At 74.2% G+C, this 21,761-nt stretch carries 21 protein-coding genes, 1 tRNA gene and 1 pseudogene; 15 read left to right on the top strand and 8 right to left on the bottom strand.

Annotated elements, in window-relative coordinates:
• Positions 1-223 precede the first annotated feature (223 nt).
• The 9 genes from V6U81_RS13910 to V6U81_RS13870 all read left to right on the top strand — a co-directional run bounded on the left by V6U81_RS13910 (position 224) and on the right by V6U81_RS13870 (position 8,117).
• Positions 224-694, top strand: a complete 471-nt coding sequence (locus V6U81_RS13910) for an LppU/SCO3897 family protein (RefSeq protein ID WP_334489057.1) — start codon at positions 224-226, stop codon at positions 692-694.
• A gap of 201 nt (positions 695-895) precedes the next feature.
• Complete coding sequence (locus V6U81_RS13905) at positions 896-1,582, top strand: dienelactone hydrolase family protein (protein ID WP_334489055.1); 687 nt, start codon at positions 896-898, stop codon at positions 1,580-1,582.
• A 19-nt stretch (positions 1,583-1,601) separates the two neighbouring features.
• Positions 1,602-2,315, top strand: coding sequence for a uracil-DNA glycosylase (locus V6U81_RS13900; RefSeq protein WP_334489070.1), 714 nt, complete (start codon positions 1,602-1,604; stop codon positions 2,313-2,315).
• Positions 2,316-2,335: 20 nt separating this feature from the next.
• Entirely contained in the window at positions 2,336-3,076 is a 741-nt protein-coding gene (locus V6U81_RS13895) for a DUF4129 domain-containing protein (protein ID WP_334489052.1), read from the top strand.
• Entirely contained in the window at positions 3,073-3,660 is a 588-nt protein-coding gene (locus V6U81_RS13890) for a hypothetical protein (protein ID WP_334489050.1), read from the top strand. The genes V6U81_RS13895 and V6U81_RS13890 overlap by 4 nt, the downstream gene beginning before the upstream one ends.
• A complete protein-coding gene (locus V6U81_RS13885) occupies positions 3,660-4,667 on the top strand; it encodes an AAA family ATPase (protein ID WP_334489047.1) in 1,008 nt (335 codons plus the stop codon). Before V6U81_RS13890 ends, V6U81_RS13885 begins: the two co-directional genes overlap by 1 nt.
• A gap of 5 nt (positions 4,668-4,672) precedes the next feature.
• Positions 4,673-6,043: a DUF58 domain-containing protein gene (locus V6U81_RS13880; RefSeq protein WP_334489045.1), complete on the top strand. Its 1,371-nt coding sequence runs from the start codon at positions 4,673-4,675 to the stop codon at positions 6,041-6,043.
• A 55-nt stretch (positions 6,044-6,098) separates the two neighbouring features.
• The gene (locus tag V6U81_RS13875; RefSeq protein WP_334489042.1) at positions 6,099-6,659 is read left to right on the top strand and encodes a hypothetical protein; all 561 of its coding nucleotides are present in this window, start codon (positions 6,099-6,101) and stop codon (positions 6,657-6,659) included.
• Positions 6,660-6,761: 102 nt separating this feature from the next.
• The gene (locus V6U81_RS13870) at positions 6,762-8,117 is read left to right on the top strand and encodes an NAD(P)/FAD-dependent oxidoreductase (RefSeq protein WP_334489039.1); all 1,356 of its coding nucleotides are present in this window, start codon (positions 6,762-6,764) and stop codon (positions 8,115-8,117) included.
• Positions 8,118-8,185: 68 nt separating this feature from the next.
• Here the strand turns inward: V6U81_RS13870 and V6U81_RS13865 are convergent, their stop codons facing one another.
• A complete protein-coding gene (locus V6U81_RS13865; RefSeq protein WP_334489036.1) occupies positions 8,186-10,021 on the bottom strand; it encodes a hypothetical protein in 1,836 nt (611 codons plus the stop codon).
• Positions 10,022-10,121: 100 nt separating this feature from the next.
• Between V6U81_RS13865 and V6U81_RS13860 the strand changes: the two genes are divergently transcribed.
• The 4 genes from V6U81_RS13860 (at position 10,122) to V6U81_RS13845 (ending at position 12,403) form a co-directional block, all read left to right on the top strand.
• A tRNA-Leu gene (locus V6U81_RS13860) sits at positions 10,122-10,205 on the top strand.
• A 109-nt stretch (positions 10,206-10,314) separates the two neighbouring features.
• A complete protein-coding gene (locus tag V6U81_RS13855; protein ID WP_334489033.1) occupies positions 10,315-11,136 on the top strand; it encodes a Bax inhibitor-1/YccA family protein in 822 nt (273 codons plus the stop codon).
• 144 nt (positions 11,137-11,280) lie between these two features.
• Positions 11,281-12,036, top strand: coding sequence for a Bax inhibitor-1/YccA family protein (locus V6U81_RS13850; protein ID WP_334489030.1), 756 nt, complete (start codon positions 11,281-11,283; stop codon positions 12,034-12,036).
• Positions 12,037-12,082: 46 nt separating this feature from the next.
• Complete coding sequence (locus V6U81_RS13845; protein ID WP_334489027.1) at positions 12,083-12,403, top strand: hypothetical protein; 321 nt, start codon at positions 12,083-12,085, stop codon at positions 12,401-12,403.
• A gap of 4 nt (positions 12,404-12,407) precedes the next feature.
• On the opposite strand, the gene V6U81_RS13840 is transcribed toward V6U81_RS13845, so the two are convergent.
• The 4 genes and pseudogenes from V6U81_RS13840 to V6U81_RS13825 all read right to left on the bottom strand — a co-directional run.
• A complete protein-coding gene (locus V6U81_RS13840; RefSeq protein ID WP_334489024.1) occupies positions 12,408-13,913 on the bottom strand; it encodes a CYTH and CHAD domain-containing protein in 1,506 nt (501 codons plus the stop codon).
• A 40-nt stretch (positions 13,914-13,953) separates the two neighbouring features.
• A complete protein-coding gene (locus tag V6U81_RS13835; RefSeq protein ID WP_334489022.1) occupies positions 13,954-15,216 on the bottom strand; it encodes an acetyl-CoA C-acetyltransferase in 1,263 nt (420 codons plus the stop codon).
• Between the two features lie 79 nt (positions 15,217-15,295).
• Positions 15,296-16,108 (bottom strand): SGNH/GDSL hydrolase family protein, encoded by an 813-nt coding sequence (locus V6U81_RS13830; RefSeq protein ID WP_334489019.1) that lies wholly within the window; start codon positions 16,106-16,108, stop codon positions 15,296-15,298.
• Positions 16,091-17,157: pseudogene (locus tag V6U81_RS13825) on the bottom strand (SGNH/GDSL hydrolase family protein); the annotation flags it as partial. The gene V6U81_RS13830 and the pseudogene V6U81_RS13825, both read right to left, overlap by 18 nt.
• A gap of 178 nt (positions 17,158-17,335) precedes the next feature.
• On the opposite strand from V6U81_RS13825, the gene V6U81_RS13820 reads away from it, so the two are divergent.
• A complete protein-coding gene (locus tag V6U81_RS13820; protein WP_334489013.1) occupies positions 17,336-17,692 on the top strand; it encodes a YkvA family protein in 357 nt (118 codons plus the stop codon).
• Between the two features lie 74 nt (positions 17,693-17,766).
• The gene (locus tag V6U81_RS13815) at positions 17,767-19,137 is read left to right on the top strand and encodes a cystathionine beta-synthase (protein WP_334489067.1); all 1,371 of its coding nucleotides are present in this window, start codon (positions 17,767-17,769) and stop codon (positions 19,135-19,137) included.
• A 59-nt stretch (positions 19,138-19,196) separates the two neighbouring features.
• Here the strand turns inward: V6U81_RS13815 and V6U81_RS13810 are convergent, their stop codons facing one another.
• Genes V6U81_RS13810 through V6U81_RS13800 form a run of 3 tightly spaced genes read right to left on the bottom strand, consistent with a single transcriptional unit; the run spans position 19,197 to position 21,627 of the window.
• Positions 19,197-20,147, bottom strand: coding sequence for a S1C family serine protease (locus V6U81_RS13810; protein ID WP_334489011.1), 951 nt, complete (start codon positions 20,145-20,147; stop codon positions 19,197-19,199).
• 44 nt (positions 20,148-20,191) lie between these two features.
• A complete protein-coding gene (locus tag V6U81_RS13805; RefSeq protein ID WP_334489008.1) occupies positions 20,192-20,701 on the bottom strand; it encodes a GNAT family N-acetyltransferase in 510 nt (169 codons plus the stop codon).
• Positions 20,698-21,627, bottom strand: coding sequence for a ribonuclease Z (locus V6U81_RS13800; RefSeq protein ID WP_334489005.1), 930 nt, complete (start codon positions 21,625-21,627; stop codon positions 20,698-20,700). Before V6U81_RS13800 ends, V6U81_RS13805 begins: the two co-directional genes overlap by 4 nt.
• Positions 21,628-21,761: the final 134 nt, after the last annotated feature.

Genomic DNA, 21,761 nt, shown 5'->3' with positions numbered 1-21,761 from the left:
CTACGATCCGACTTCCCGGCCCCGCCGCCGTCCGGTAGCGTCCCGCCGGCGCCGGGCGCGCCGGCCGCGACGACGCCCCCGCCGGTCGACCCGGCGCCCGTCCCCACCCGCTGAGCGTGCCGATCCTGGGAATTGACTGAACGGACGATGGGAACGGGACAACGGATCCCGATCTTGATCGCTACGGTGTCGTCTGCTCGTCCACCCCTCGGAAGGAACTCAGTTGTCAGAGCAGGTCGCACCGCCCCCCGCGCCGCAGGCCACGCAGCCCGAGCCGGCCCTCCCGGCGCAGCCGGAACCGAAGGGGCCGGGCCTGCGCAAGGCCCTGGGCATCGTCGGCGCGGTGGTCGCCTTTCTGGTCGTCGTCGGTCTGAAGTTCGGCCTTGCCACGGCCGTCGGCAACCTCCTCGACCCGGACGAGGCGGCCGAGGCCAAGGCCGGTGACTGCATCGCCGAGCTGCCCGAGGTGACCGGCACCGAGGAGCGCTCGGTCAACGGCGCCGACGTGGTGAAGTGCACCTCCGCCGAGGCGGTGTACAACGTGGCCGGTCGGGTGGACGGCCAGACCGAGGCCCAGGCGAAGTCGGGCGACGCGTGCGAGCAGTACATCAAGCAGGGCGACGACGGCTACGTCTTCTACAGCATCTCCCCGGGCGGCAAGGGCTACCTGCTCTGCCTCACCAAGCGGAGCTGACCCGGTACGACGGCACGGCCCACGGCGGCGCGGGGGACACCCGTGCCGCCGTCGGCGTACACGGGTTCTCCGGATGGTGAACGCGAGGTATATGCCACTGCCCTCTCGTCTTCCCGGCGCGCTCACGGCGTGGCAGGCTACCGGCACGTAGGACCACTGGGCGACCAGCCAACGTTGACTGACCGCTAGGAGGACGGACCCATGGGCGAGATGGTGAGCTACGCCGGCAACGGAGGGACGCGCGAGGGGTATCTCGCGATACCCTCCGGCGGTGCGGCCAGCCCGGCGGTCATCGTCATTCAGGACTGGTGGGGCCTCGTACCCCACGTCCGGTCGGTCGTCGACCGCTTCGCCGAGGCGGGTTTCGTGGCCCTCGCCCCGGACTTCCGGCACGGCGGCCCGGCGAGCAAGCCCAGCGAGCCGCGGCAGATGCTGAACAGCACGCAGATGGACGAGGCGGCGGCGGACATCGCGGTGGCCGCGGACTACCTGACCGGGCGTCCCGAGGTCACCGGCAAGGTCGGCTGCGCCGGTTTCTGCGCCGGCGCCAGCCTCGCCCTCTGGGCGGCGACCCGCTCCGAGCGGATCGTCGCCACCGCCGCCTTCTACCCCCGGCTGCCCTGGGACGGGATGAGCGCCGAGTGGGCCGACTACGCCGGCAAGGCGGCGGTCATCCACTGCTCCGAGGCCGACGGCCTCTCCGGCGCCGACGGTGTGCAGGCCGTCCGCCGCGCCGTCGAGAGCGCCGGCGGCACCTGCCAGACCTACGACTACCCGGGCACCGCGCACGCCTTCTTCAACGAGGACCGGCCGGCGAACTTCGACCAGCGCAGCGCCGCCACCGCATGGGCCCGTACCCTCGAACTCTTCCGGGCCAAGCTTGGCTGAGCCCCGTACTCCCGACGAGGTGGTCGCCCGCGCCGCGCGGGCGACCGACCTGGCCGACCTCGACGGCGCCGTCGCCAACTGCTTCGCCTGCCCCCGCCTGGTCGCCTGGCGGGAGGAGGTCGCGCGCACCAAGCGGGCGGCCTTCCGCGACCAGGAGTACTGGGGGCGTCCGGTGCCCGGCTTCGGCAACCCGGACGCCCGGATCGCCATCCTCGGCCTCGCCCCCGCCGCGCACGGCGGCAACCGCACCGGACGGATCTTCACCGGCGACCGCTCCGGAGACGTGCTCTTCGCCGCGCTGCACCGGGCCGGGCTGGCCAACCAGCCGACCAGCGTCGCGGCCGACGACGGACTGTCCCTGCACGACACCCGCATCTTTTCCGCCGTGCGCTGCGCGCCGCCGGACAACAAGCCCACCCCCGCCGAGCGGGACACCTGCGCGCCGTGGCTGCACCGGGAGGTCGGCCTCATCCGGCCCACCCTGCGCGTCGTGGTCGCGCTGGGCGCCTTCGCCTGGGCGGCGTGGTGGCCGGTGCTGCACCAGGTGTACGGCATCCGCCCGCCCAGCCCGCGACCGGTCTTCGGCCATGGGGCACACTGGTCCGGATCGGCCGCCCCCGACCTGCTCGGCTGCTACCACGTCAGCCAGCAGAACACGTTCACCGGGCGACTGACACCAGGGATGCTGGACGACGTGTTCACCCGGGCGAAAAAACTCGCCGGAGTGGACTGAGGCTGCGTGGGGCGGTGGCGATGAACCTCGGCGTACTGCGCAGGTGGTGGCCCGTCACCGCGGTGATCCTGCTGCTCGCCGTCGGGGCGCTGGCCGCCGGGCACTCCTCGATCGGCGCCAGCCGCATCCCACCGGTCGCCGACACCATCCCGTACGTCCCGGACTACCCGTCCGCCGAGCCGGCCCCCTCGATCCCGATCGAGCCACGGGACGGCGCCGAACAGACCCGGGCCGAGGTGCCGCAGTGGATCGCCACCGTGGCCATCGTCCTGCTCGGGCTGGCCATCCTGACCGCCCTCGGCTACCTGGCCTGGACGCTGCTCCGCGGCGCTCTGCGCCGGACCACCCGGGCCGTCCCGGTGGCCCGCGTCCGGCGCACCGCCGAGGGCACCGCCCGGGAGGTGGCCGCCGTCCTCGACGCCGGCCTGGTCGAGCTGGACGACACCGCAACCGACCCGCGTACGGCGGTGATCGCCTGCTGGGTCCGGCTGGAGGAGGCCGCGACCGAGGTCGGCGTGCCGCGCCGGACCGGCGACACCCCCACCGACCTGGTCGGTCGGCTGCTGCGCGGTGACCCGTCCGCCGGGGTGCCCGCCATCGCCAGCGCCGACGTGCTGGACGGCTTCGCCCACGTCTACCGCGAGGCCCGGTACGCCACCCACACCGTTGACGAGCACATGCGCGACCAGGCCCGGGCGGCGCTGCGCCGGCTGCGCGGCGAACTCACCGCCCTGGCCGCCGCCGACGAGGTGCCGGCGTGAGCGAGCGGACGGGCATCGACGACCTGCTCAGCTTCGAGGAGGAGGCCCCGCCCCCCACCAGGCGGGACGGGGGCGGGCGCGGGCGGTGGGTGTTCCGCTTCCTCGCCTCCGCCGCCGCGCTGACCGCCGTGGTCCTGGTCTGCCTGCGCGCGGTCGGCCTCCAGGTCTCCGTCTGGATCGTGGTGGCCGGCGTGCTGGCGGTGCTCGCCGTCCGCCGGGTCACCGCCGCGCTCTCCCCGCCGCCCCCGCCCCGCGCCGGCGGCCGGGCCCCCGCGGGCGAGGAGCCCGACTCCTGGAACTGGGCCGCCCGGGACGCGCTGCGAAGCGCCATCAACGGCTGGGAACGGCCGCTGGACTGGTGCTCCGGCCGGCCGGAGCGGTTCGCCGAGCGGGTCCTGCCCCGGCTCGCCGAGCTGGCCGACGAACGGCTGCGCCAGCGTCACGGCGTGACCCGCGAGTCCGACCCGGCGCGGGCCCGCGCCCTGCTCGGCGAGCAACTGTGGACGTTCCTCGACACCCCTTCCCGCCGCCCCCCGTCGCCGCGCGACCTCGCGGCGATCGTCGCCGAACTGGAGAAGATCTGATGAACGACGTGGACCGACGCATCCCCGCCACCGAGGTCGGCCACCTGGCCCGGGCGGTGCTGGACGCGGTCGGAACGGTCGTGGTCGGCAAGCGGGAGGCCCTCGAACTGGTCCTCGCCGGAATCCTCGCCGGCGGGCACGTGCTGCTGGAGGACCTGCCCGGGCTCGGCAAGACGCTCACCGCGCGCTCCTTCGCGCAGGCCCTCGGGCTGGACTTCCGCCGCCTCCAGTTCACCCCCGACCTGCTGCCGGCCGACGTCACCGGCTCATTCCTCTACGACCAGCGCAGCGGCGACTTCTCCTTCCGGGCGGGTCCGGTCTTCACCAACCTGCTGCTCGCCGACGAGATCAACCGGACCCCGCCGAAGACCCAGTCGGCGCTGCTGGAGGCGATGCAGGAGAAGCAGGTCTCCGTCGAGGGCGTGACCTACCGCCTGGACGAGCCGTTCCACGTCCTCGCCACCGCCAACCCCATCGAGTACGAGGGGACGTACCCGCTGCCGGAGGCGCAGCTGGACCGGTTCCTGCTGCGCGTGTCGTTCGGGTACCCGCAGCGCGAGGAGGAGTGGGAGGTGCTGCGCCGGCGGATGGCCCGCCGCCACGAGGAGGCCGAGATCAAGCCGGTGGTCGACGCGGCCACGCTGCGGGCCATGCAGGCCGCGCTGGAGGACGTGGTGGTGGAGGACTCCGTCGGCCGGTACATCGTGGACCTCACCGCGGCCACCCGCGAGCACCCGTCGGTGCTGGTCGGCGCATCCCCGCGCGGCTCGCTGGCGCTGCTGCTGCTGGCCCGGGTCCGGGCGGTCTTCGCCGGTCGGGACTACGTGGTGCCCGAGGACGTCAAGGAGGTCGCCGCGCCGGCGCTGGCCCACCGGATCACGCTGCGGCCGGAGATGTGGCTGCGCCGGGTCGACCCGTCCTTCGTCGTCGGCGAGGTGCTGGAGCAGACCCCCGCCCCGGCCAGCGGCGCGCTGCCCAGCCACGCGGCCGGCAGGTCGGGGCGCTGATCGTCGTGCCTGACCTCCCGGGCCCGGAGCCGGCGGGTGGCTGGGCGCCCACCTGGGCACTCGGCCGCGCGGTGCTGCTCACCGGGCTGCTGCTGATCGCCGCGGTGCTGCTCGGCCGGGTCGACCTGGTGGTGCTGGCCGCGCCGTTCGCGCTCGGCACCGCGTACGGGCTGCGCCGCCGGCCGACCGCCGCCCCGCAGGTGGAGATCACCGCCGAGGACGCGCACCTGGTCGAGGGGGGTCCGCTGGCCGGCACGGTCACCGTCGGCAACCCGGACACCGTGTCGTACGACGTGGCGGTGGTGCGGACCCGGATCTCGCGGTGGCTGCGGGTGGAGCGGGTCGGCTTCGGCGGCGGCGGGGTCGACGTGAGCCGTTCCGGCGGCGCGGACCGCCCCTTCGTGACCTCGGTCCCGGCCGGCGCCGCCGTCGACCTGGCGTTGAGCGGCACGGCGTTGCGCTGGGGCCGGCACCGGGTCGGTCCGGCCGGGGCCCGGGTCGCCGCCGCCGACGGCCTGCTGCTCTCCCGCGCCGTGATCGCCGAGCCAGACCGGGTGCGGGTCTACCCGAAGACCGAGCCGTTCGAGGCGGTGGAGGCGATGCCCCGGGCCGCCGGGCTGGTCGGCGCGCACCACTCGCGCCGGCCGGGGGAGGGCGGCGAGCTGGCCGGCGTCCGGGTGTTCGGCCCCGGTGACCGGCTGCGCCGGATCGACTGGCGGGTCTCGCTGCGGGCCCGGCAGTTGCACGTCGCGGCCACCCTCTCCGACCGGGACGCCGAGGTGGTGCTGCTGCTCGACGTGCTGGCCGAGGCGGGCCGGCCGGGCGGGGCGAAGGGTTCCGCGTCGGTGCTGGACACCACCGTCCGGGCCGCCGCCGCGATCGCCGAGCACTACCTGCACCGGGGCGACCGGGTGTCCATGCTGGAGTACGGCCCGGCCGCGCGCCGCCTCCGTCCGGCGACCGGCCGGCGGCAGTACCTGACCGTGCTGGAGTGGCTGCTCGACGTCAAGGCGGAGTCCTCCGCGCACGAGCCGTACGACCAGATCTTCGGGCCGCAGGTGCTCTCCTCGGACGCCCTGGTGGTGGTCCTCACCCCGCTGCTCGACGAGCGGTCCGCGCAGATGCTGGCCCGGCTGGCGCGGGGCGGACGGTTCGTGGTGGCGGTGGACACCCTGCCGACCGAGCTGACCCCGCCCGGCGACAAGGGCTGGGCGCCGGTGGCGTTCCGGCTGTGGCGGCTGGACCGGGACACGATGATCTCCCAGCTCCGTGAGCACGGCGTGCCGGTGGTGCGCTGGGCCGGCGCGGGCAGCCTGGACCAGGTGCTGCGGGACGTGGCCCGGCTGGCGACCGCCCCGAGGGTCGGTGGCCGGTGAGCGCGAGGAACGCAGCGCAGCGGAGTCCCGCAGTCGCGAACGGAGGGCAGCCCCGATGAACGCGGTGTGGGAACGGGCCCGGGCGCTGCGGGTGGCGGCGAACCGGGTGAGCCTCACGCCACTGCTGGTGCGGGTCGGCATCTTCTGGGCGGTGCTGGTGGGGCTGCTGCTGGCGTACCCGGTGGAGCTGTTCACCCCGCGGGCGCTGCTGCTGTTCGTGGTGGTGTCGCTGTTCCCCACGGTGTCGCCGCGCCGGGTGTGGCCCACGTTCGCGGCGCTGGTCACGGTCGGTGGCTGGGTGGTCGCGTCGGCCGGGTACGACCGGCCGATCACGCTGTGGCGGCTGGTCGCCGTGGCGTCGGCGCTCTACCTGGCGCACACCCTCTGCGCGCTCGCCGCGGTGCTGCCGTACGACGCGGTGGTCGATCCGGATCTGGTGCTCCGCTGGCTCGCCCGGGCCGGCGCGGTGCTGCTGGCCGCCGCCGTGGTGGGCATCGTGCTGTCCTGGTTGGGCGGGATCGGCGGCGATGACGGTTTCCGCGCGGCGACGGTGGTCGGACTGCTGGTGGCGGTGGGATTGAGCGGTCTGCTGGGCTCGTTGTTGCGTCGCAGATAGCGGGACGCGGCGGAGAGTTGCGCAGGTCACACGGGTTGTGCTCCGTCACAAGTGGGGGTCTCGAGCGGGATTAGCCGAGCCGCCCGGGGAAAGATAGATGACGTGAATCCGAAGCGGATCCTTGTCGTGGGTGCCGGGCACGTCGGCCTGTACGCTGCTCTGCGCCTGTCCAAGAAGCTGAGCTCCCGTGAGGCCGAGGTCATCGTCGTTGACCCGCAGCCGCACATGACCTACCAGCCGTTCCTTCCGGAGGCGGCGGCGGGCAACATCTCGCCGCGGCACTCGGTGGTGCCGCTGCGGCGCGAGTTGCGCCGGTGCAAGGTCGTGGCGGGTACGGTGACGCGGATCGACCACGACCGCAAGACCGCCGTGGTGCAGCCGATCGCCGGCCCCACCCGGGAGATCCCCTACGACCACGTGGTGGTCGCGCCCGGGTCGGTCTCCCGGACGCTGCCGATTCCCGGCCTGCACGAGCAGGGCATCGGTTTCAAGACCATCGGCGAGGCGATCTACCTGCGCAACCACGTGCTGGACCGGCTCGACGTGGCGGCCGTCACGCCGGACCCGGACGTCCGCCGTTCCGCGCTGACCTTCACCTTCGTCGGTGGTGGGTACGCTGGCATCGAGGCGCTCGCCGAGATGGAGGACATGGCCCGGGACGCGCTGCGCTACTACCCCGAGCTGAAGCCGGAGGACATGCGCTGGGTGCTGGTCGAGGCGACCCAGCGGGTGCTGCCCGAGGTCGACCGGGACATGGGCGCCTACACCGTCCAGCAGCTGCTGAAGCGGAACATGGACATCCGGCTGGACACCCGGCTGGAGTCCTGCGTTGACGGGGTGGTCAAGCTCTCCGACGGCGACTCGTTCCGGTCCGACACCATCGTCTGGACCGCCGGCGTCAAGCCGTCGCCGATGCTCGACCGGACGGACTTCCCGCGCGACGAGCGCCGGCGGGTCACCTGCCTGCCGACCCTGCAGGTCGTGGACGGCGACCGGGTCGTCGAGGGCGCCTGGAGCGCCGGTGACTGCGCCGCCGTGCCGGACCTGACCAAGGAGCCGGGCAACTACTGCTCGCCGAGTGCCCAGCACGCGGTGCGGCAGGCCGCCCGGATGGCGGACAACATCGCGCTGGTGATCCGGGGCCGTGAGCCGGTCAACTACAAGCACAAGCACGTCGGCAGCGTGGCCAGCCTCGGCCTGCACAAGGGCGTCGCCCAGGTGTACGGCGTGAAGATGACCGGCTGGCCGGCGTGGTTCATGCACCGGACGTACCACATGAGCCGGATCCCGTCGTTCAACCGCAAGGTCCGGGTCGTGGTCGACTGGTCGCTGGCCTTCTTCCTCAAGCGGGAGGTGGTCGCGCTCGGCCAGCTGCACGACCCGCGCGAGGAGTTCGCCGAGGCCTCGCAGCCGCCGCAGCCGGTGCAGCAGCCGGTCGGCGTGAGCCGGGCCGCCTGACCCGAGGTTCGCGAAAGGCCCTCCCCCGACGGGGAGGGCCTTTTCGTGTCCGGGCAGCTGGGCGGGGTTCAGACCCGCCAGGTCCAGGCGTCGGCGATCCGGGTGCCCGGGCCGTAGAGCCGGACCAGGGTGCGGCGCAGGCTCTCCGCGTGGGGCGCGTCGTCGGTCAGCGCGACGCAGGAGGCGCCCCAGAAGTCGGCGTCCTTGGCGGCCTGCCGCCGCTGCTCGTCGCCGATCGGCGGTTCGTCACCGCGCTTGGCGACGTCGGCCAGCAGTGCCGAGGTGGGCTGCTTGTAGGTGCCCATGGTGGCGCTGCCGCCGCGGCCGTACGGGCCGATGAAGAAGCCCTCGGGGAGGCCGAACTCCGCGTCGGCGGCCGTGGCCCAACGCATCGGCCAGGGCTCCCGCGGAGTGGCGGCCGGCACCGGCACCAGCACCCCGCCGGGGGAGACACAGTCGCGCCAGTGGCCACCGGCGATGAACTCCGGCAGCGCCGGACGGTCGACGGTGGGCAGCGGCCCGGGGAAGACCGAGAGCAGGGCCACCGCGACGGCGGCCGGGACGAGACGGCGGGCCCGGCCGGTCTCCCGCAGCGCCCGGTCCATCGCCAGGGCCAGCAGGGTGCCGGCCAGCGGCAGCACCGCCAGGCCGAACCGCATCGGCAGTGCGCCGTCCACCACCGGGAGTCCGGCGAGCAGCGCGTACGGCCCGGGGATGGTGCTCCGCTCGCCGCTCAGGACCACCTGCGGGCCGAGCGACAGCGCCGCCATCACCAGCCCCGCCACCACGGAGGCGACGACCAGGGGCCGGCTCCGCAGCCAGGCCGCGCAGGCGACGGTGACCAGCAGCAGCGGCCAGCCGAGGAAGGTGTTGTACTCGGCCGGCCCGGTGGTGAGCCGGGCCGACGTGTCGCTGCCGACCACCGACAGCGGGGAGACGGTCCACCAGCTGGCCAGGTCGGCCGAGAAGTAGTGCGGGCTGAACATCCCGTCGGCCACGCCCTGCGGGCCGGCGAACTGGAACCACAGCGGGTAGCCGAGCACGAGCAGGGCCAGCCCGGCGGCGACCATCAGCCCGCCGGCGAAGCCGGGACCCGCCCGGCGCAGCAGCGGCCGGTCGCCCACCGCGTAGGAGATCGTCATCGCCAGCAGGGTGAGCGCGGTGAGGAAGAGCACCTCCTCGCCGATGAACGCCTGCACGCTGACCGCCGCGGCCAGCCCGACCGCCGAGGTGGTGATCCGCCGCCCGTCCGGCAGGTCCAGGGTGTTCGGCCCCGGGTCGGCGGCGCGCAGCAGCCGGACGACCAGCCAGACGATCACCGGGACCAGCCACTGGGCCGTCATGTGCAGGTGGCTGTTGCTCTGCGAGACCATCCCCGGCCCGAAGCCGCAGAGCCCGGCGCCGACGGCAGCGGCCAGCGGGCGGACCCGCAGCGTCCGGCTGAGCAGCAGGTACCAGGCGGTCGCGGTGCCGGCCAGGTTCGCGCCGGCCAGCAGCGCGAAGGTGACCGGCGCGCCGAAGAGCAGGGTGACCGGGGCGAAGAGCACGCCGAGCGCGATGACCGTGGTGTTGGCCATCAAGTTCACCCCGTCCGGGGCGTTGAGCCGCTCGCTGAGCAGCCCGAAGTCGCCGAGCAGGGCCCGCGAGTCGACGGCCAGGAACCACTCGTAGAGGGTCTGGTCGGCGGGGTTGAGCGCCAGCACCCGGCCGGTCGGGTCGGGCCAGAGACCGTGGGTGAGCCAACCGGCCAGCAGGACGTACAGCAGACAGATGCCGAGGTCGGTGCGGTGCCGGACGGCGAACGCCCACCAGCGGGGGGTGCGGCGTACCGGCGTGGCCGGCTCGGCGAGGCCGACAGCCAGGTCGGGGTCGGCGTCGGGCGCCGTACGGGCTGCGCTGGTCACGGCATCGACCCTAGTGCGGCACCGGGCACGGGGTACGCCGGGTGCCGCCGAGCGGTTACGGTGACACTGCATCCCGCGTGTCGACGCGACGGTGCCGCCCGCCCGGGTGGTGGAACGGCAGACACGGCCGCCTTAAAAGCGGCTGCCGCAAGGCGTGCGGGTTCGACCCCCGCCCCGGGCACCACAATCTCTCAGCTTTCCCACAGCTTGCCACCCGGCGCGGGTGTGACCGGTCCGTTTACTCTTGAAGCGCACGCTTCTGCGTGCGTTGACCCCCTGAGGGAGGCCTGACAGTGAAGACCTCGAACCCGGTGCTCGCCCGGCTCGGCCAGGCGGCCGAGCGGGAGCGCTCCGCCGGGTACGCCCAGCCCGGGCCGTACGGTTACGGACAGCCCGGTATTCCCCAGCAGTACCCGGGGCAGCCCGGGTCCCCGGTCGCCCCCGCGGTGTCCGGGACCATGTCGATCGATGACGTGGTGGTCAAGACCGTCGCGCTCCTGGGCATCCTCGGCGTCTCCGCCGCGGCCGCCTGGGTGCTGGTGCCGGACGCGCTGCTCGGCGCCGCCTGGATCGGCGCGGCGATGGTCGGTCTGGTGCTCGGCCTGATCATCTCGTTCTCCCGGATGGCCAACCCGGCCCTGGTCGTCGCGTACGCCGTGGTCGAGGGCGCCTTCGTCGGCCTGGTCAGCAAGGCCTACGAGACCGCCTACCAGGGCATCGTGCTCCAGGCCGTGGTGGCCACCTTCGGTGTCTTCTTCGTGATGACCATGCTCTACAAGGCGCGGGTCATCCGGGCCACGCCGAAGTTCGTCAAGGGCATGATCGCCGTGATGGCCGGCCTCTTCGCCGTCATGCTGATCAACTTCGTGCTCGCGATCTTCGGCGTGAACACCGGCCTGCGTGACGGCAGCCCGCTGGCCATCGGGTTCAGCCTGGTCTGCATCGTGGTCGCCTCGCTGAGCTTCGTGCTCAGCTTCAAGGAGGTCGAGGACGGCGTCCGGATGGGGCTGCCCCAGCGCTACTCCTGGACGGCCGCCTTCGGCATCGTGGTCAGCCTGGTCTGGCTCTACCTGGAGATGCTCCGCCTGATCAGCTACTTCCAGGGCGACGACTGATCGTCCCGCCCTCCCCGGCGCCCGCCTCCGCGACCCGCGGCGGCGGGCGTCGTCGTCTCCGGCCCCGCCGCAGGCGTTTCCCCGTCGCCGCCGGGCCGTCCGGGGCAGAGTGACAGCAGGGGTACGCCGCCGAGGAGGTGACGGATGCGCAGCGCCAACCCGGTCCTGGACCGGCTGGAGGAGACCGGCCGGGAGCATCGCCTGCCCGGCGCGGGCGGCGCGGAGGCCGTCACCGTCGACGACGTGGTCACCCGCACCGTTGGGTTGCTGCTGCTCACCGGGGTGACCGCGGCGGTGGCCTGGGTGGTCGTACCGCAGGCCGTGTGGCTGCCGGCGGCACTGGCCGGCACCGCGCTGGCCGGGATCGCGCTGGTCCTGGTGATCTCACTGCGCGGCATCACCCATCCCGCCCCGATCATCGGGTACGCCCTGCTCCAGGGGCTGCTGCTGGGGGTGGCCAGCCGGGCCTTCGAGCTGGTGTACCCGGGCATCGTCGTGCAGGCGGTGCTGGGCACCTTCGGGGTGTTCCTCGGCATGGCGCTGCTCTACCGGGCCCGGGTCGTCCGGGCCACCCCACGGCTGGCCCGGCTGGTCTTCGGGACCCTCATCGGGCTGCTCGCGATCACCCTGGTCAATCTGGTCTTCCGGCTCTTCACCGGCCGGCAGGGCGTCGAGGTCTACAGCCTCACCGGGCGGGTGGGCTGGCTGCCGTACGTCTTCTCCGGGGTGGCGATCATCGCCGGGGCGTTGAGCTTCATCCTCGACTTCGACCAGGTCGAGCGGTCCGTCCGGGCGGGCCTGCCGCGCCGGTACGCCTGGCTCTGCGCCTTCGGGCTGCTGGTCGGGCTGATCTTCCTGTACTGGCAGATCCTGCGCCTGCTGAGCTACCTGCGCCGGTGAGCCGTCGCGGCCGGTGACCGGTGGCTCGGCCGTAGACTCGGCGGCGATGAGCGCAGCGGAACTGGACCGGGCGGTGGACCTGCTGGTCCGTCAGGTGGGGCACTGGCAGCAACCACGCTGGGCGGCGGTGGCCGCGGGCGGCAACGCGTCCCGCGCCGACCTGGTGCACAAGCTGGTGCAGGAGATCGCCAACCTCGCCGCGGACACCGAGGGTGGGCCGCGTCGGGCCGTACCCCGGTTGGACAACGACCTGGCCCTGCCCGACCAGCTCCGGGTGGTCGCGGCGGACCTGGTGGCGGCCGGCCCGCCGGAGGCGGTGCTGGCCGGGGCCGCCGCCGCGGTCGCGGCGACCCGGTCCGCGCTGTAGCCGGTCAGCTCTTCAGCCAGCGGCGGACCTTGCCCCGCCGGGCCCGGTCCCGGGCGGCGGCGAGATCCGGCACGTCCCGCTCGGCGGCGGCGGCCTGCCGGGCGTGCAGCAGGCCGTAGGTGAAGGTGTTCTCCCCGTCCGCGTACGCCCGCAGCGCCTCGCGCCGCAGCACCTCCCGGGTGATCACCGAATCCTGGTGGGCGCCGAGCAGGTCCTGGAGGTCCTTGAGCCGGTCGACCAGGGCGGCGGCGGCCTTCCCGCCGGCCGGCTGGCGCACCTCGACGGCGTAGCGCGCCGCCTTGTACGCCTTGCGCGCCTCGTGCAGCGCGACGTCCCCCTCCGCGCCGGCGAGCACCGGACGCTTCCCGGCGAGGGCGGCGTCCAGCCGCTCGTCGGCGCGGGTGACCGCCCGCCGGACCCGGCGGGACACCCAGCGGGCGTCGGCGGCGTCGGCGGTGGGCCGCTCCAGCAGCCGGTCCAGCCGGGTCAGCAGCGCGGTGTACCGGTCGGAGTCGACCGCCCGGCCCAGTTCGTCGAGGGCGGTGGCGACGTCGGCGGCGAAGCGTTCGGTGATCCGCGCGACGACCGGGCCGAGGACCAGCTCGTCCGGTTCGGCGTGCACCGCGTCGGTGAGCCGGGCGGCCATCACCTGGGCATCCCGGACCGGCCCGAGCTGGGCGCCGAGCCAACGCAGCTCGGCCCGGACCGCCTCGCTCTCGGAACGGTCCCAGAGGCCGCGGAACGTGCGCAGGGTGGCGCGCAGCCGGCGGACTGCGACCCGCATGTCGTGCACGGCGTCCTGGTCACCGTGTCGGGCCGCCGGGTGGTTCGCGATCAGCACGTCGCGCTGGGCCCGGGCGTACTCGGCGACCGGCGCGACGGCCGAATCGGTCGGCGTCGACTCCGCCGCGGCGGCGAGCCGGGTGCCGAGGGCGCGGTGCGACTTCGAGACCGGGACCGGCCGGGCGCCCGCCTCGCGGAGCCGGGCCTCGACGGCGTCGAGCAGTTCCTCGTCGCCGTCGACCAACTCGACCTCGAGCTCGTGCCACGCCTGCCGTTCGTCGCTGACCAGGTCCCGGGCCTCGACGGTGTCCTCGGCGACCTCGGCCAGCACCCGGCCGGCCGCGTCGAGCAGCCGCCGCTCCACGCGGCGGGTGGTGATCCGGGCGGCCGGCGCGACCGGTACGCCCCGGGAAGCGGCCCGGAACAGCCCGGCCAGCTCCGCCGGCGGGTCGGCCTCGGCCCCGCCGGCGGGGAACTGGTACTCGGTCCGGGGGCCGCCGGCCGCGCCCACCTTGAGGTGCCAGCCCGCGTCGTGCCCGCCGGTACGCCGGCGCAGCGCGTATCCGCTGCGGGCCAGCCGCAGGTCGGGGGTGTCCAGGTAGACCGCGTCCAGGTCGAGGGCGGTGGCGTCGGACACCGTCGCGACGCCACCGCACCCCGTCAGGTCCGGCAGGCGGAAATCCTCGTCCCCGGAGTACTTGCGTTCCCGCTCCACGACCGTCGCCATGTCGGGGACGGTACCCGGGCCGCCGGGGGGTGAACCGGGCTCAGCTCAGCCGCTCCAGCACCATCGCCATGCCCTGGCCGCCGCCGACGCACATGGTCTCCAGACCGATGCTCTTGTCGTGCCACTCCAGGGCGTTGAGCAGGGTGCCGGTGATCCGGGCGCCGGTCATGCCGAAGGGGTGGCCGATCGCGATCGCGCCGCCCATCACGTTCAGCTTCTCCTCCGGGATGCCGAGCTGCCGGTAGGAGGGGATCACCTGGGCGGCGAACGCCTCGTTGATCTCGACCAGGTCGACGTCGTCGATGGTCATGCCGGCCCGCTCGAGCGCCTGCCTGGAGGCCTCGACCGGGCCGAGGCCCATGATCTCGGGGGACAGGGCGGTGACGCCGGTGGAGACGATCCGGGCCAGCGGGGTGAGCCCCAGGTCCCGGGCCCGCTGGGCGCTCATGATCACGACGGCGGCGGCGCCGTCGTTGAGCGGGCAGCAGTTGCCGGCGGTGATCCGGCCGTCCGGGCGGAAGACCGGCTTCAACCCGGAGACCGCCTCCAGGGTGACCCCGGCGCGGGGGCCGTCGTCGGTGCTGACCACCGTGCCGTCCGGGGTGGTGACCGGGGTGATCTCGCGGGCCCAGAAGCCGTCGGCGATCGCCTTCTCGGCGAGGTTCTGGCTGCGGACGCCGAAGGCGTCCATGTCCTCGCGGGTCACGTCGTGGACCTGGGCGAGGTTCTCGGCGGTCTGCCCCATGCTCAGGTAGATGTCCGGCAGTTGGCCGGCCTCGCGCGGGTCGGTCCAGACCTCCGCGCCGCCCTCGGCGCGGCGCTTCGAGCGCTCGTGGGCCTCGGCGAAGCGCGGGTTCTCCCAGCCGCCGCCGACCAGCGCCTGCGCCTCCGGCGGCAGGCCGTCGGAGTTGCCCCGGGCGTACCGGGAGACCATCTCGACGCCGGCGGAGATGAAGACGTCGCCCTCACCGGCCCGGATCGCGTGCATCGCCATCCGGGTGGTCTGCAGCGACGACGCGCAGTAGCGGGTCAGGGTGGCGCCGGGCAGGCCGTCCAGGCCCATCAGGGTGGCGACCACCCGGGCCATGTTGAAGCCCTGCTCCCCACCGGGCAGACCGCAACCGAGGTACATGTCGTCGATCTCGGTGGGATCGAGCTGGGGGACCTTGGCCAGGGCGGCCTGGACGATGGTGGCGGCGAGGTCGTCCGGGCGGACCTCGCGCAGCGAACCCTTGTGCGCGCGACCGATGGGGGACCGGGCGGTGGCGACGATGACGGCGTCGCGGGAGGACTCAATCGGCATGAACCAACGTTAACTCGCCGGTAACTTGACGCGGAAGCTGCTCGGCCGCCGGGAAATGTCACCCTCGGCGGCGGCGGCGTCAGTGCCGCGAGGCCACGGCGGCCGCCGCCGCGACCGCCGGGAGCAGGGCGTGCGCCCAGACCCGGTAGCCGTCGGACGAGGGGTGGAAGCCGTCGTGGCAGAACGCTCCGGCGTCGGCCCGGAACACCGGCCCGGTCTCCGTACCCAGGTCGACCACCGAGCCGCCGGCGTCGAGCACCGCGGCCGTCTGGGCGCGGGCGACCCGCCGTCCGGACCAGCCGATGACCTGGCGCAGCGGCGGCGCCACCGCGCGGACCGCGCCGAGGTCGGGGCAGGTGCCGACCACCACCTCCACGCCCGCGTCGCGCAGCCGGCGCACCGCCGACCCGAGGTAGGCCGCCGCGTCGCCCGGCCGGCGCATCGAGGTGGCGTCGTTGGCCCCGATCAGCACCACCGCCACGTCCGGACGCTCCCCGAGCAGGGCCCGGGCCACCTGGGTGGCCAGGTCCGTCGAGCGCGAGCCGGAGACCCCGACGCTGGACAGGTGCACCCGGCGGCCGGTCGGGCCCTCGGCCAGCAGGTGGGCGAGCTGCCCGCCGACGGTCTCCTCGAACCGTTCCACCCCGACCCCGAGCGCGGAGGAGTCGCCGAGCAGCACCAGCCGCAGCGGCGCGGCGTCGGCCCGGCCGACCGTGGCCCGCAGGGCCAGGCCGAGCTCTGGCTGCGCGTAACTGCGGTTCCGGGCCGCCACGGCCTGCCCGGCCAGCACGGCCGCGCCGCCGAGGGTCCCGGCGGCCAGCGAGACCGCCGCCGCCTTGCCGAGCCGGAGCGCGAGCTCCGTGCCGATGCCCCGCTCGCTCCGCTCGCTCATGCCAGTTCCTCCAGGGTGGGTGAGTCGGCCGCGGCACCGGGTTGCGGCACCGCTCCGACGCCGAAGAACGACCGCCGGCGCAGCTGCGCCCAACGGCCCGCCGGCCCTCGGTCGCGGCCCCGGACCTGGGTGCCGCTGACCTCCGTGCCGGCGTGCCGGGCCGCTTCCTGGGCGGCCTGTGGCAGCGACCGTACGCCTTCGCCCCCGATCGGAACAGCCCTCCGGTCGGGACCGGTGCCGAGCGCCGAGAGCACGGTCGGCAGCAGCGCCGCGGCGGCCATCGCGTACCCCTCGGCGGACGGGTGGAACCGGTCCCAGGCGAACATCCGGGTCGGCTCGGCGGCGAACCGGGGACCGAGCATGTCGCCCAGGGAGACCGTCCAGCCGCCCGCCTCGACCACCGCGACCGTCTGGGCGGCGGCCAGCTGCCGGCTCCACCGCCGGGCCAGCCAGCGCAGCGGCGGCTGGATCGGCTGGATCGCCCCGAGGTCCGGACAGGTGCCGACGACCACCTCGCAGCCGGCGGCCCGCAGCGCCCGGACGGCGTCGACCAGGTAGCGGACGGCCAGCCCGGGTGGGGTGCGGTTGGTGACGTCGTTGCCGCCGATCAGGATCACCGCGACGTCCGGGTCACACTCCAGCGCCGACTCGACCTGCGGCTTCAGGCCGGCGGAGAGCGAGCCGACCACGGCGAAGCGGTGCACCCGGACCGGCCGGTGCAGCCGCCGGGACAGCCCGGTGGCGAGCAGCGAGCCCAGCGTCTCCCGGCGCCGGTGCACCCCGTAGCTCGCCGCGGAGGAGTCCCCCAGGATGACCATGGTGAGCGGGGCGGCGGGCAGCTTGGCGCCGTAGACGCCGTCGCAGCGCGGTGGCGGGGCCTCCGCCACCGGAATGGTGCGCCGGGCCTGCCGGGCCTGGCCGAGCAGCACACCCCCGGTCGCCGCCACCGCAGCGGCGGTCGCGCCCGTGCCGACCGCCGCCATCAGGGCGAGCTGGCGGACGCGCTGCCAGTGCGGACCACGCGGTGGGACGGAACCAGCGACCCCCATGCAGCGAGATTATCGCGCCGGCACGACACGCCGCTCTCCTCACGACTGCCGGTCGATGGCTGGGAGACGACCGTTCTGGGTACCTGTTCCGTCGACGGCGGGCGATCGGGCACCTGCCGCGGGTGCCGACGGGATTGCGCCGGTCGGTCACGCTGGTCGGCGGAGAGGGGCTGGACTGATGGGTAGGACGTTGAAGCGGAGCGCGGCCTTCACCGCGCTCGCCCGGGCACTGATGGCCGGGGCCCGGGGTGGCCCGTCGCTGGGGGCACGGTTGGCGGCGCTGCCACGGATGATGCGGGCCACCGCCCGCGGCGAGTACGACGGCGGCCTCCGGTTGGCCATGATGGCGGCGGCGACGGCGTACGTCGTCTCCCCGGTCGACGTGGTGCCGGAGCTGTTCCTGACGGTCTTCGGCCTGCTGGACGACGCGGTGATGGTCACCTGGCTGGCCGGCAGCGTGCTGTCGGAGACCGAGCGCTTCCTGGAGTGGGAGGCAGGTCGCAGCTCCGTCATCCCCGGGCAGGCGATCCCCTGACGGCACGTACGCTGGGCGGCGAAGAATTGTCTGCCCGGCCGCCGGCCGGCGCCGTGACCGAAGGGCACAACGAGGTGCAGTACTACGACAACGTCGTCGAGCTGATCGGCAACACCCCGCTGGTACGGCTGCGGAACGTCACCGAGGGCATCCAGGCGACCGTGCTGGCGAAGGTGGAGTACCTCAACCCGGGCGGTTCGGTGAAGGACCGGATCGCGCTGCGGATGGTGGAGGACGCCGAGGCCGCCGGGATCCTCAAGCCCGGTGGCACCATCGTCGAGCCGACCAGCGGCAACACCGGCGTCGGGCTGGCCCTGGTGGCCCAGCTCAAGGGCTACAAGTGCGTGTTCGTCTGCCCGGACAAGGTCAGCCAGGACAAGCAGGACGTGCTGCGGGCGTACGGCGCCGAGGTGGTGGTCTGCCCGACCGCCGTCGCGCCGGAGGATCCGCGCTCCTACTACAACGTCTCCGACCGGCTGGCCCGGGAGATCCCCGGCGCGTGGAAGCCGAACCAGTACAGCAACCCGGCCAACCCGCGCTCGCACTACGAGACCACCGGCCCGGAGCTGTGGAAGCAGACCGGGGGCGGGCTCACCCACTTCGTCGCGGGCGTCGGCACCGGCGGCACCATCTCCGGGATCGGCCGCTACCTCAAGGAGGCGTCCGAGGGTCGGGTCAGGGTCGTCGGCGCGGACCCGGAGGGCTCGGTCTACTCCGGCGGCACCGGCCGGCCGTACCTGGTCGAGGGCGTCGGTGAGGACTTCTGGCCGGAGACGTACGACCGGGGCGTCGCCGACGAGATCGTGGAGGTCTCCGACAAGGAGTCCTTCGAGATGACCCGGCGGCTGGCCCGCGAGGAGGGGCTGCTGGTCGGTGGCTCCTGCGGGATGGCCGTGGTGGCCGCCCTGGAGGTGGCCCGCAAGGCCGGCCCGGACGACGTGGTCGTGGTGCTGCTGCCCGACAGCGGCAAGGGCTACCTGTCGAAGATCTTCAACGACAAGTGGATGGCCCGGTACGGCTTCCTGGACAATTCGGGCGCCGAGCCGACCGTCGCCGACGCGCTGGCCGGCAAGCCGGGCGGCCTGCCCGAGCTGGTGCACGTGCACCCGACCGAGACGGTCCGCGACGCGATCGACTACATGCGCGAGTACGGCGTCTCGCAGCTCCCCGTGCTCAAGGCCGAGCCGCCGGTGGTGACCGGTGAGGTGGCCGGCTCGATCGCCGAGAAGGACCTGCTGGACGCGCTCTTCACCGGCCAGGCGCACCTGCACGACACCATCGAGCGGCACATGACCGAGCCGCTGCCGATGATCGGTGGCGGCCAGCCGGTCAGCGAGGCCGTCGGCCTGCTGGAGAAGTCGGACGCCGCCCTGGTGCTGGTGGACGGCAAGCCGAAGGGCGTGCTGACCCGGCAGGACCTGCTGGCGCACCTCGGCGCGCGCTGACCCGACGACGTACGCGGGGCCTCCTCCTTCCCGGGGGAGGCCCCGCGTCGTCGTGAGGCTCAGCGGGCCAGCTCGGTCGGCACCGCGACCACGTCGACGAAGGCGCCCTTGCGCAGCACGGTGACCGGCAGCCGGGCGCCGATCGCCGAACCGAGCATCAGCCGTTGCAGGCCCTGGCCGTCCCGGACCGGTCGGCCGCCGGCGGAGAGGATCACGTCGCCGAGGTAGATGCCGGCGAGGCCGGCGGGGCTGCCCGGCACCACCTCGACCACTCGCAGGCCGCGCCGCTGGCCGGTCCGGGCGGCGATCTCCGGCGGCAGCGGGACCGGTGCCCCGGCGACGCCGAGCCAGGCCCGACGTACCCGGCCGTCGGCGGTCAGGTCGGCGATGATCTGGCGAGTGGTGGTGTTGATCGGCACGGCCAGGCCGAGGCCGTAGCCGGCGACCGCGGTGTTCACCCCGATCACCCGGCCCGCCGAGTCGGCCAGCGCGCCGCCGGAGTTGCCCGGATTGAGCGCGGCGTCGGTCTGGATGACGTCCTCGATCAGCCGGGTCACCCGCCCGTCCCGGGCCGGCAGCGACCGGCCCAGCCCGGAGACCACCCCGGCGGTCACCGACCCGGCCAGCCCCATCGGGTTGCCCACCGCGACCACCAGCTGGCCGATCCGCAGGGCGTCCGCGTCGCCCAGCTCCACCGGCGGCACGGTCGCCTCCTCGACCCGCAGCACCGCCAGGTCGGAGAGGGGATCGGCGCCGACCACCCGGAACCGGGCCTCGGTGCCGTCGCCGAAGGTGGCCGTCCCGTCCCGGGCGCCCTGCACCACGTGGGCGCTGGTCAACAGGAGGCCCTCGGTGCCCACGGTGACCGCCGACCCGGCGCCCGCGCCGCGCGCGGTCCGCACCGACAGGGCGGCCACGCTGGGCAGCACCCGGGCCGCCACCCCGGTGACCACCCGGGAGTACGCGTCGAGCGCGGCGTCCTCCGCCCGCTCGGTGTGCTCGATGTCCATGCAGCCGGCAACGCCACCGGATCGACGGGCATGCCCGGATCAGCTCAGAGCGAACGGGCGTAGCGAAGCTGTCGGGTGGGGGCGCTGCCGATGTGCTCGTCGCGGCCGACCCCGGTCCAGGTCCAGCCGCCGCGCTCGTAGAAACGCCGGGCGTGGCTGTTCCGGTCCAGCACCCAGAGCACCGCCCGGGTCCAGCCGCGGGCCCGCATCGCGTCCAGCGCGTCGACCATCAGCGCCCGGCCGGTACCCCGGCCCTGCTCGGCCGGGTCCAGGTGGATGGCGTTGAGCAGCCCGGTCGCCGGGTCGACCTCGTCGTCCGGGCCGAGGTAGCTGAAGCCGACCAGCCGGCCGTCCCGCTCGGCGACGGTCATCCGATGGTCGTCGCGCTCCCAGGCGAACCGTTCCGTCCAGTACCGGCCCATCGCGCCGGGCGTCGGGTCGGCGAGCGCCTCCGGCTCCACGAACGAGGAGTAGGCCGCCAGGCGGGACCGCTGGTGCAAATCGCCGATCGACATCAGGTCGGCGTCGGTGGCGGGGCGCAGCGTGACGGTCATCCGGCCGAGGCTACCCGGCGGGGTGGGACCTGCACGGTCATCAGGTCCTCGGCGATCACCAGGTCGCCGTCGAAGTGGGCGCGGGCCTCGTCGTGGAAGCGGCGCGGGTCGGCGTACCGCTGGGAGAAGTGGGTGAGCACGAGCTTGCGTACCCCCGACTCGGTGGCCACCCGCGCGGCCTGCGCCGCGGTCAGGTGGCCGACCTCGGCGGCGAGCGCGGCCTCCGACTCCAGGAAGGTCGACTCGATGACCAGCAGGTCGGCGTGCTCGGCCAGGGCGTACACCTCGTCGCAGAGGCCGGTGTCCATGACGAAGGCGAACCGCTGGCCCGGTCGGGTCACGCTCACCTCGTCCCGGGTGACGCGACGCCCGTCGACGTCCAGGTGGCCGACGCGGAGCAGCTCACCGACCGCCGGACCGGCGATCCCGTACGCGGCGAGCTGCTCCGGCAGCATCCGGCAGCCGTCCGGCTCGACCAGCCGGTAGCCGTACGTCTCGATCGGGTGCCGCAGCCGGCGGGCCTCCAGCGTGCCGACGCCCAGGGTGATCCGCTGCCCGTCCGCCTCGATCGGCTCGACGGCCAGCTCGGCGGTCTCGTAGAAGGAGCTGGCGTGACGCAGCCGGGCGAAGTATTCGGCGCCGCCGGCGGGGAAGTGCACCGCCACCGGGTGCGGCACCCGGTCCAGGGAGAGCCGCTGGATGGTGCCGGGCAGGCCGAGGCAGTGGTCGCCGTGGAAGTGGGTGACGCAGATCCGGGTCAGGTCGGTGGCGGTGACGCCGGTGTGCAGGAGTTGCCGCTGGCTGCCCTCGCCCGGGTCGAACAGGATGACTTCGTCGTCCCAGCGCAGCACGTACCCGTTGTGGTTGCGCAGCCGGGTAGGGGCCTGGCTGGCCGTCCCCAGCACCACCAGCTCCCGCATCGACACGGTCTTCCTCCGTACATGAAGCGACCCCCGGGGCTTCCGCGCTCGCGCGCGGGCCGACTGGACTGGGTCGGCACCCCGGGGGTCGGGTGGCTGTCGTGGATTCGCCGCACCGCTGCCACACGGTCTCGACGATG

Origin of the sequence: Micromonospora lacuserhaii (assembly GCF_036902735.1) — a bacterium.
Lineage (GTDB): Bacteria > Actinomycetota > Actinomycetes > Mycobacteriales > Micromonosporaceae > Micromonospora.
This window is presented reverse-complemented; position numbering and strand designations above follow the sequence as displayed.

Excerpts from the sequence above, each read along its gene's own strand:
- V6U81_RS13905 (WP_334489055.1), top strand. The coding sequence starts at position 896 with ATGGGCGAGATGGTGAGCTACGCCGGCAACGGAGGGACGCGCGAGGGG.
- V6U81_RS13895 (WP_334489052.1), top strand. The coding sequence starts at position 2,336 with ATGAACCTCGGCGTACTGCGCAGGTGGTGGCCCGTCACCGCGGTGATC.
- V6U81_RS13885 (WP_334489047.1), top strand. The coding sequence starts at position 3,660 with ATGAACGACGTGGACCGACGCATCCCCGCCACCGAGGTCGGCCACCTG.
- V6U81_RS13875 (WP_334489042.1), top strand. The coding sequence starts at position 6,099 with ATGAACGCGGTGTGGGAACGGGCCCGGGCGCTGCGGGTGGCGGCGAAC.
- V6U81_RS13850 (WP_334489030.1), top strand. The coding sequence starts at position 11,281 with ATGCGCAGCGCCAACCCGGTCCTGGACCGGCTGGAGGAGACCGGCCGG.
- V6U81_RS13845 (WP_334489027.1), top strand. The coding sequence starts at position 12,083 with ATGAGCGCAGCGGAACTGGACCGGGCGGTGGACCTGCTGGTCCGTCAG.
- V6U81_RS13840 (WP_334489024.1), bottom strand. The coding sequence starts at position 13,913 with ATGGCGACGGTCGTGGAGCGGGAACGCAAGTACTCCGGGGACGAGGAT.
- V6U81_RS13835 (WP_334489022.1), bottom strand. The coding sequence starts at position 15,216 with ATGCCGATTGAGTCCTCCCGCGACGCCGTCATCGTCGCCACCGCCCGG.
- V6U81_RS13830 (WP_334489019.1), bottom strand. The coding sequence starts at position 16,108 with ATGAGCGAGCGGAGCGAGCGGGGCATCGGCACGGAGCTCGCGCTCCGG.
- V6U81_RS13820 (WP_334489013.1), top strand. The coding sequence starts at position 17,336 with ATGGGTAGGACGTTGAAGCGGAGCGCGGCCTTCACCGCGCTCGCCCGG.
- V6U81_RS13810 (WP_334489011.1), bottom strand. The coding sequence starts at position 20,147 with ATGGACATCGAGCACACCGAGCGGGCGGAGGACGCCGCGCTCGACGCG.
- V6U81_RS13805 (WP_334489008.1), bottom strand. The coding sequence starts at position 20,701 with ATGACCGTCACGCTGCGCCCCGCCACCGACGCCGACCTGATGTCGATC.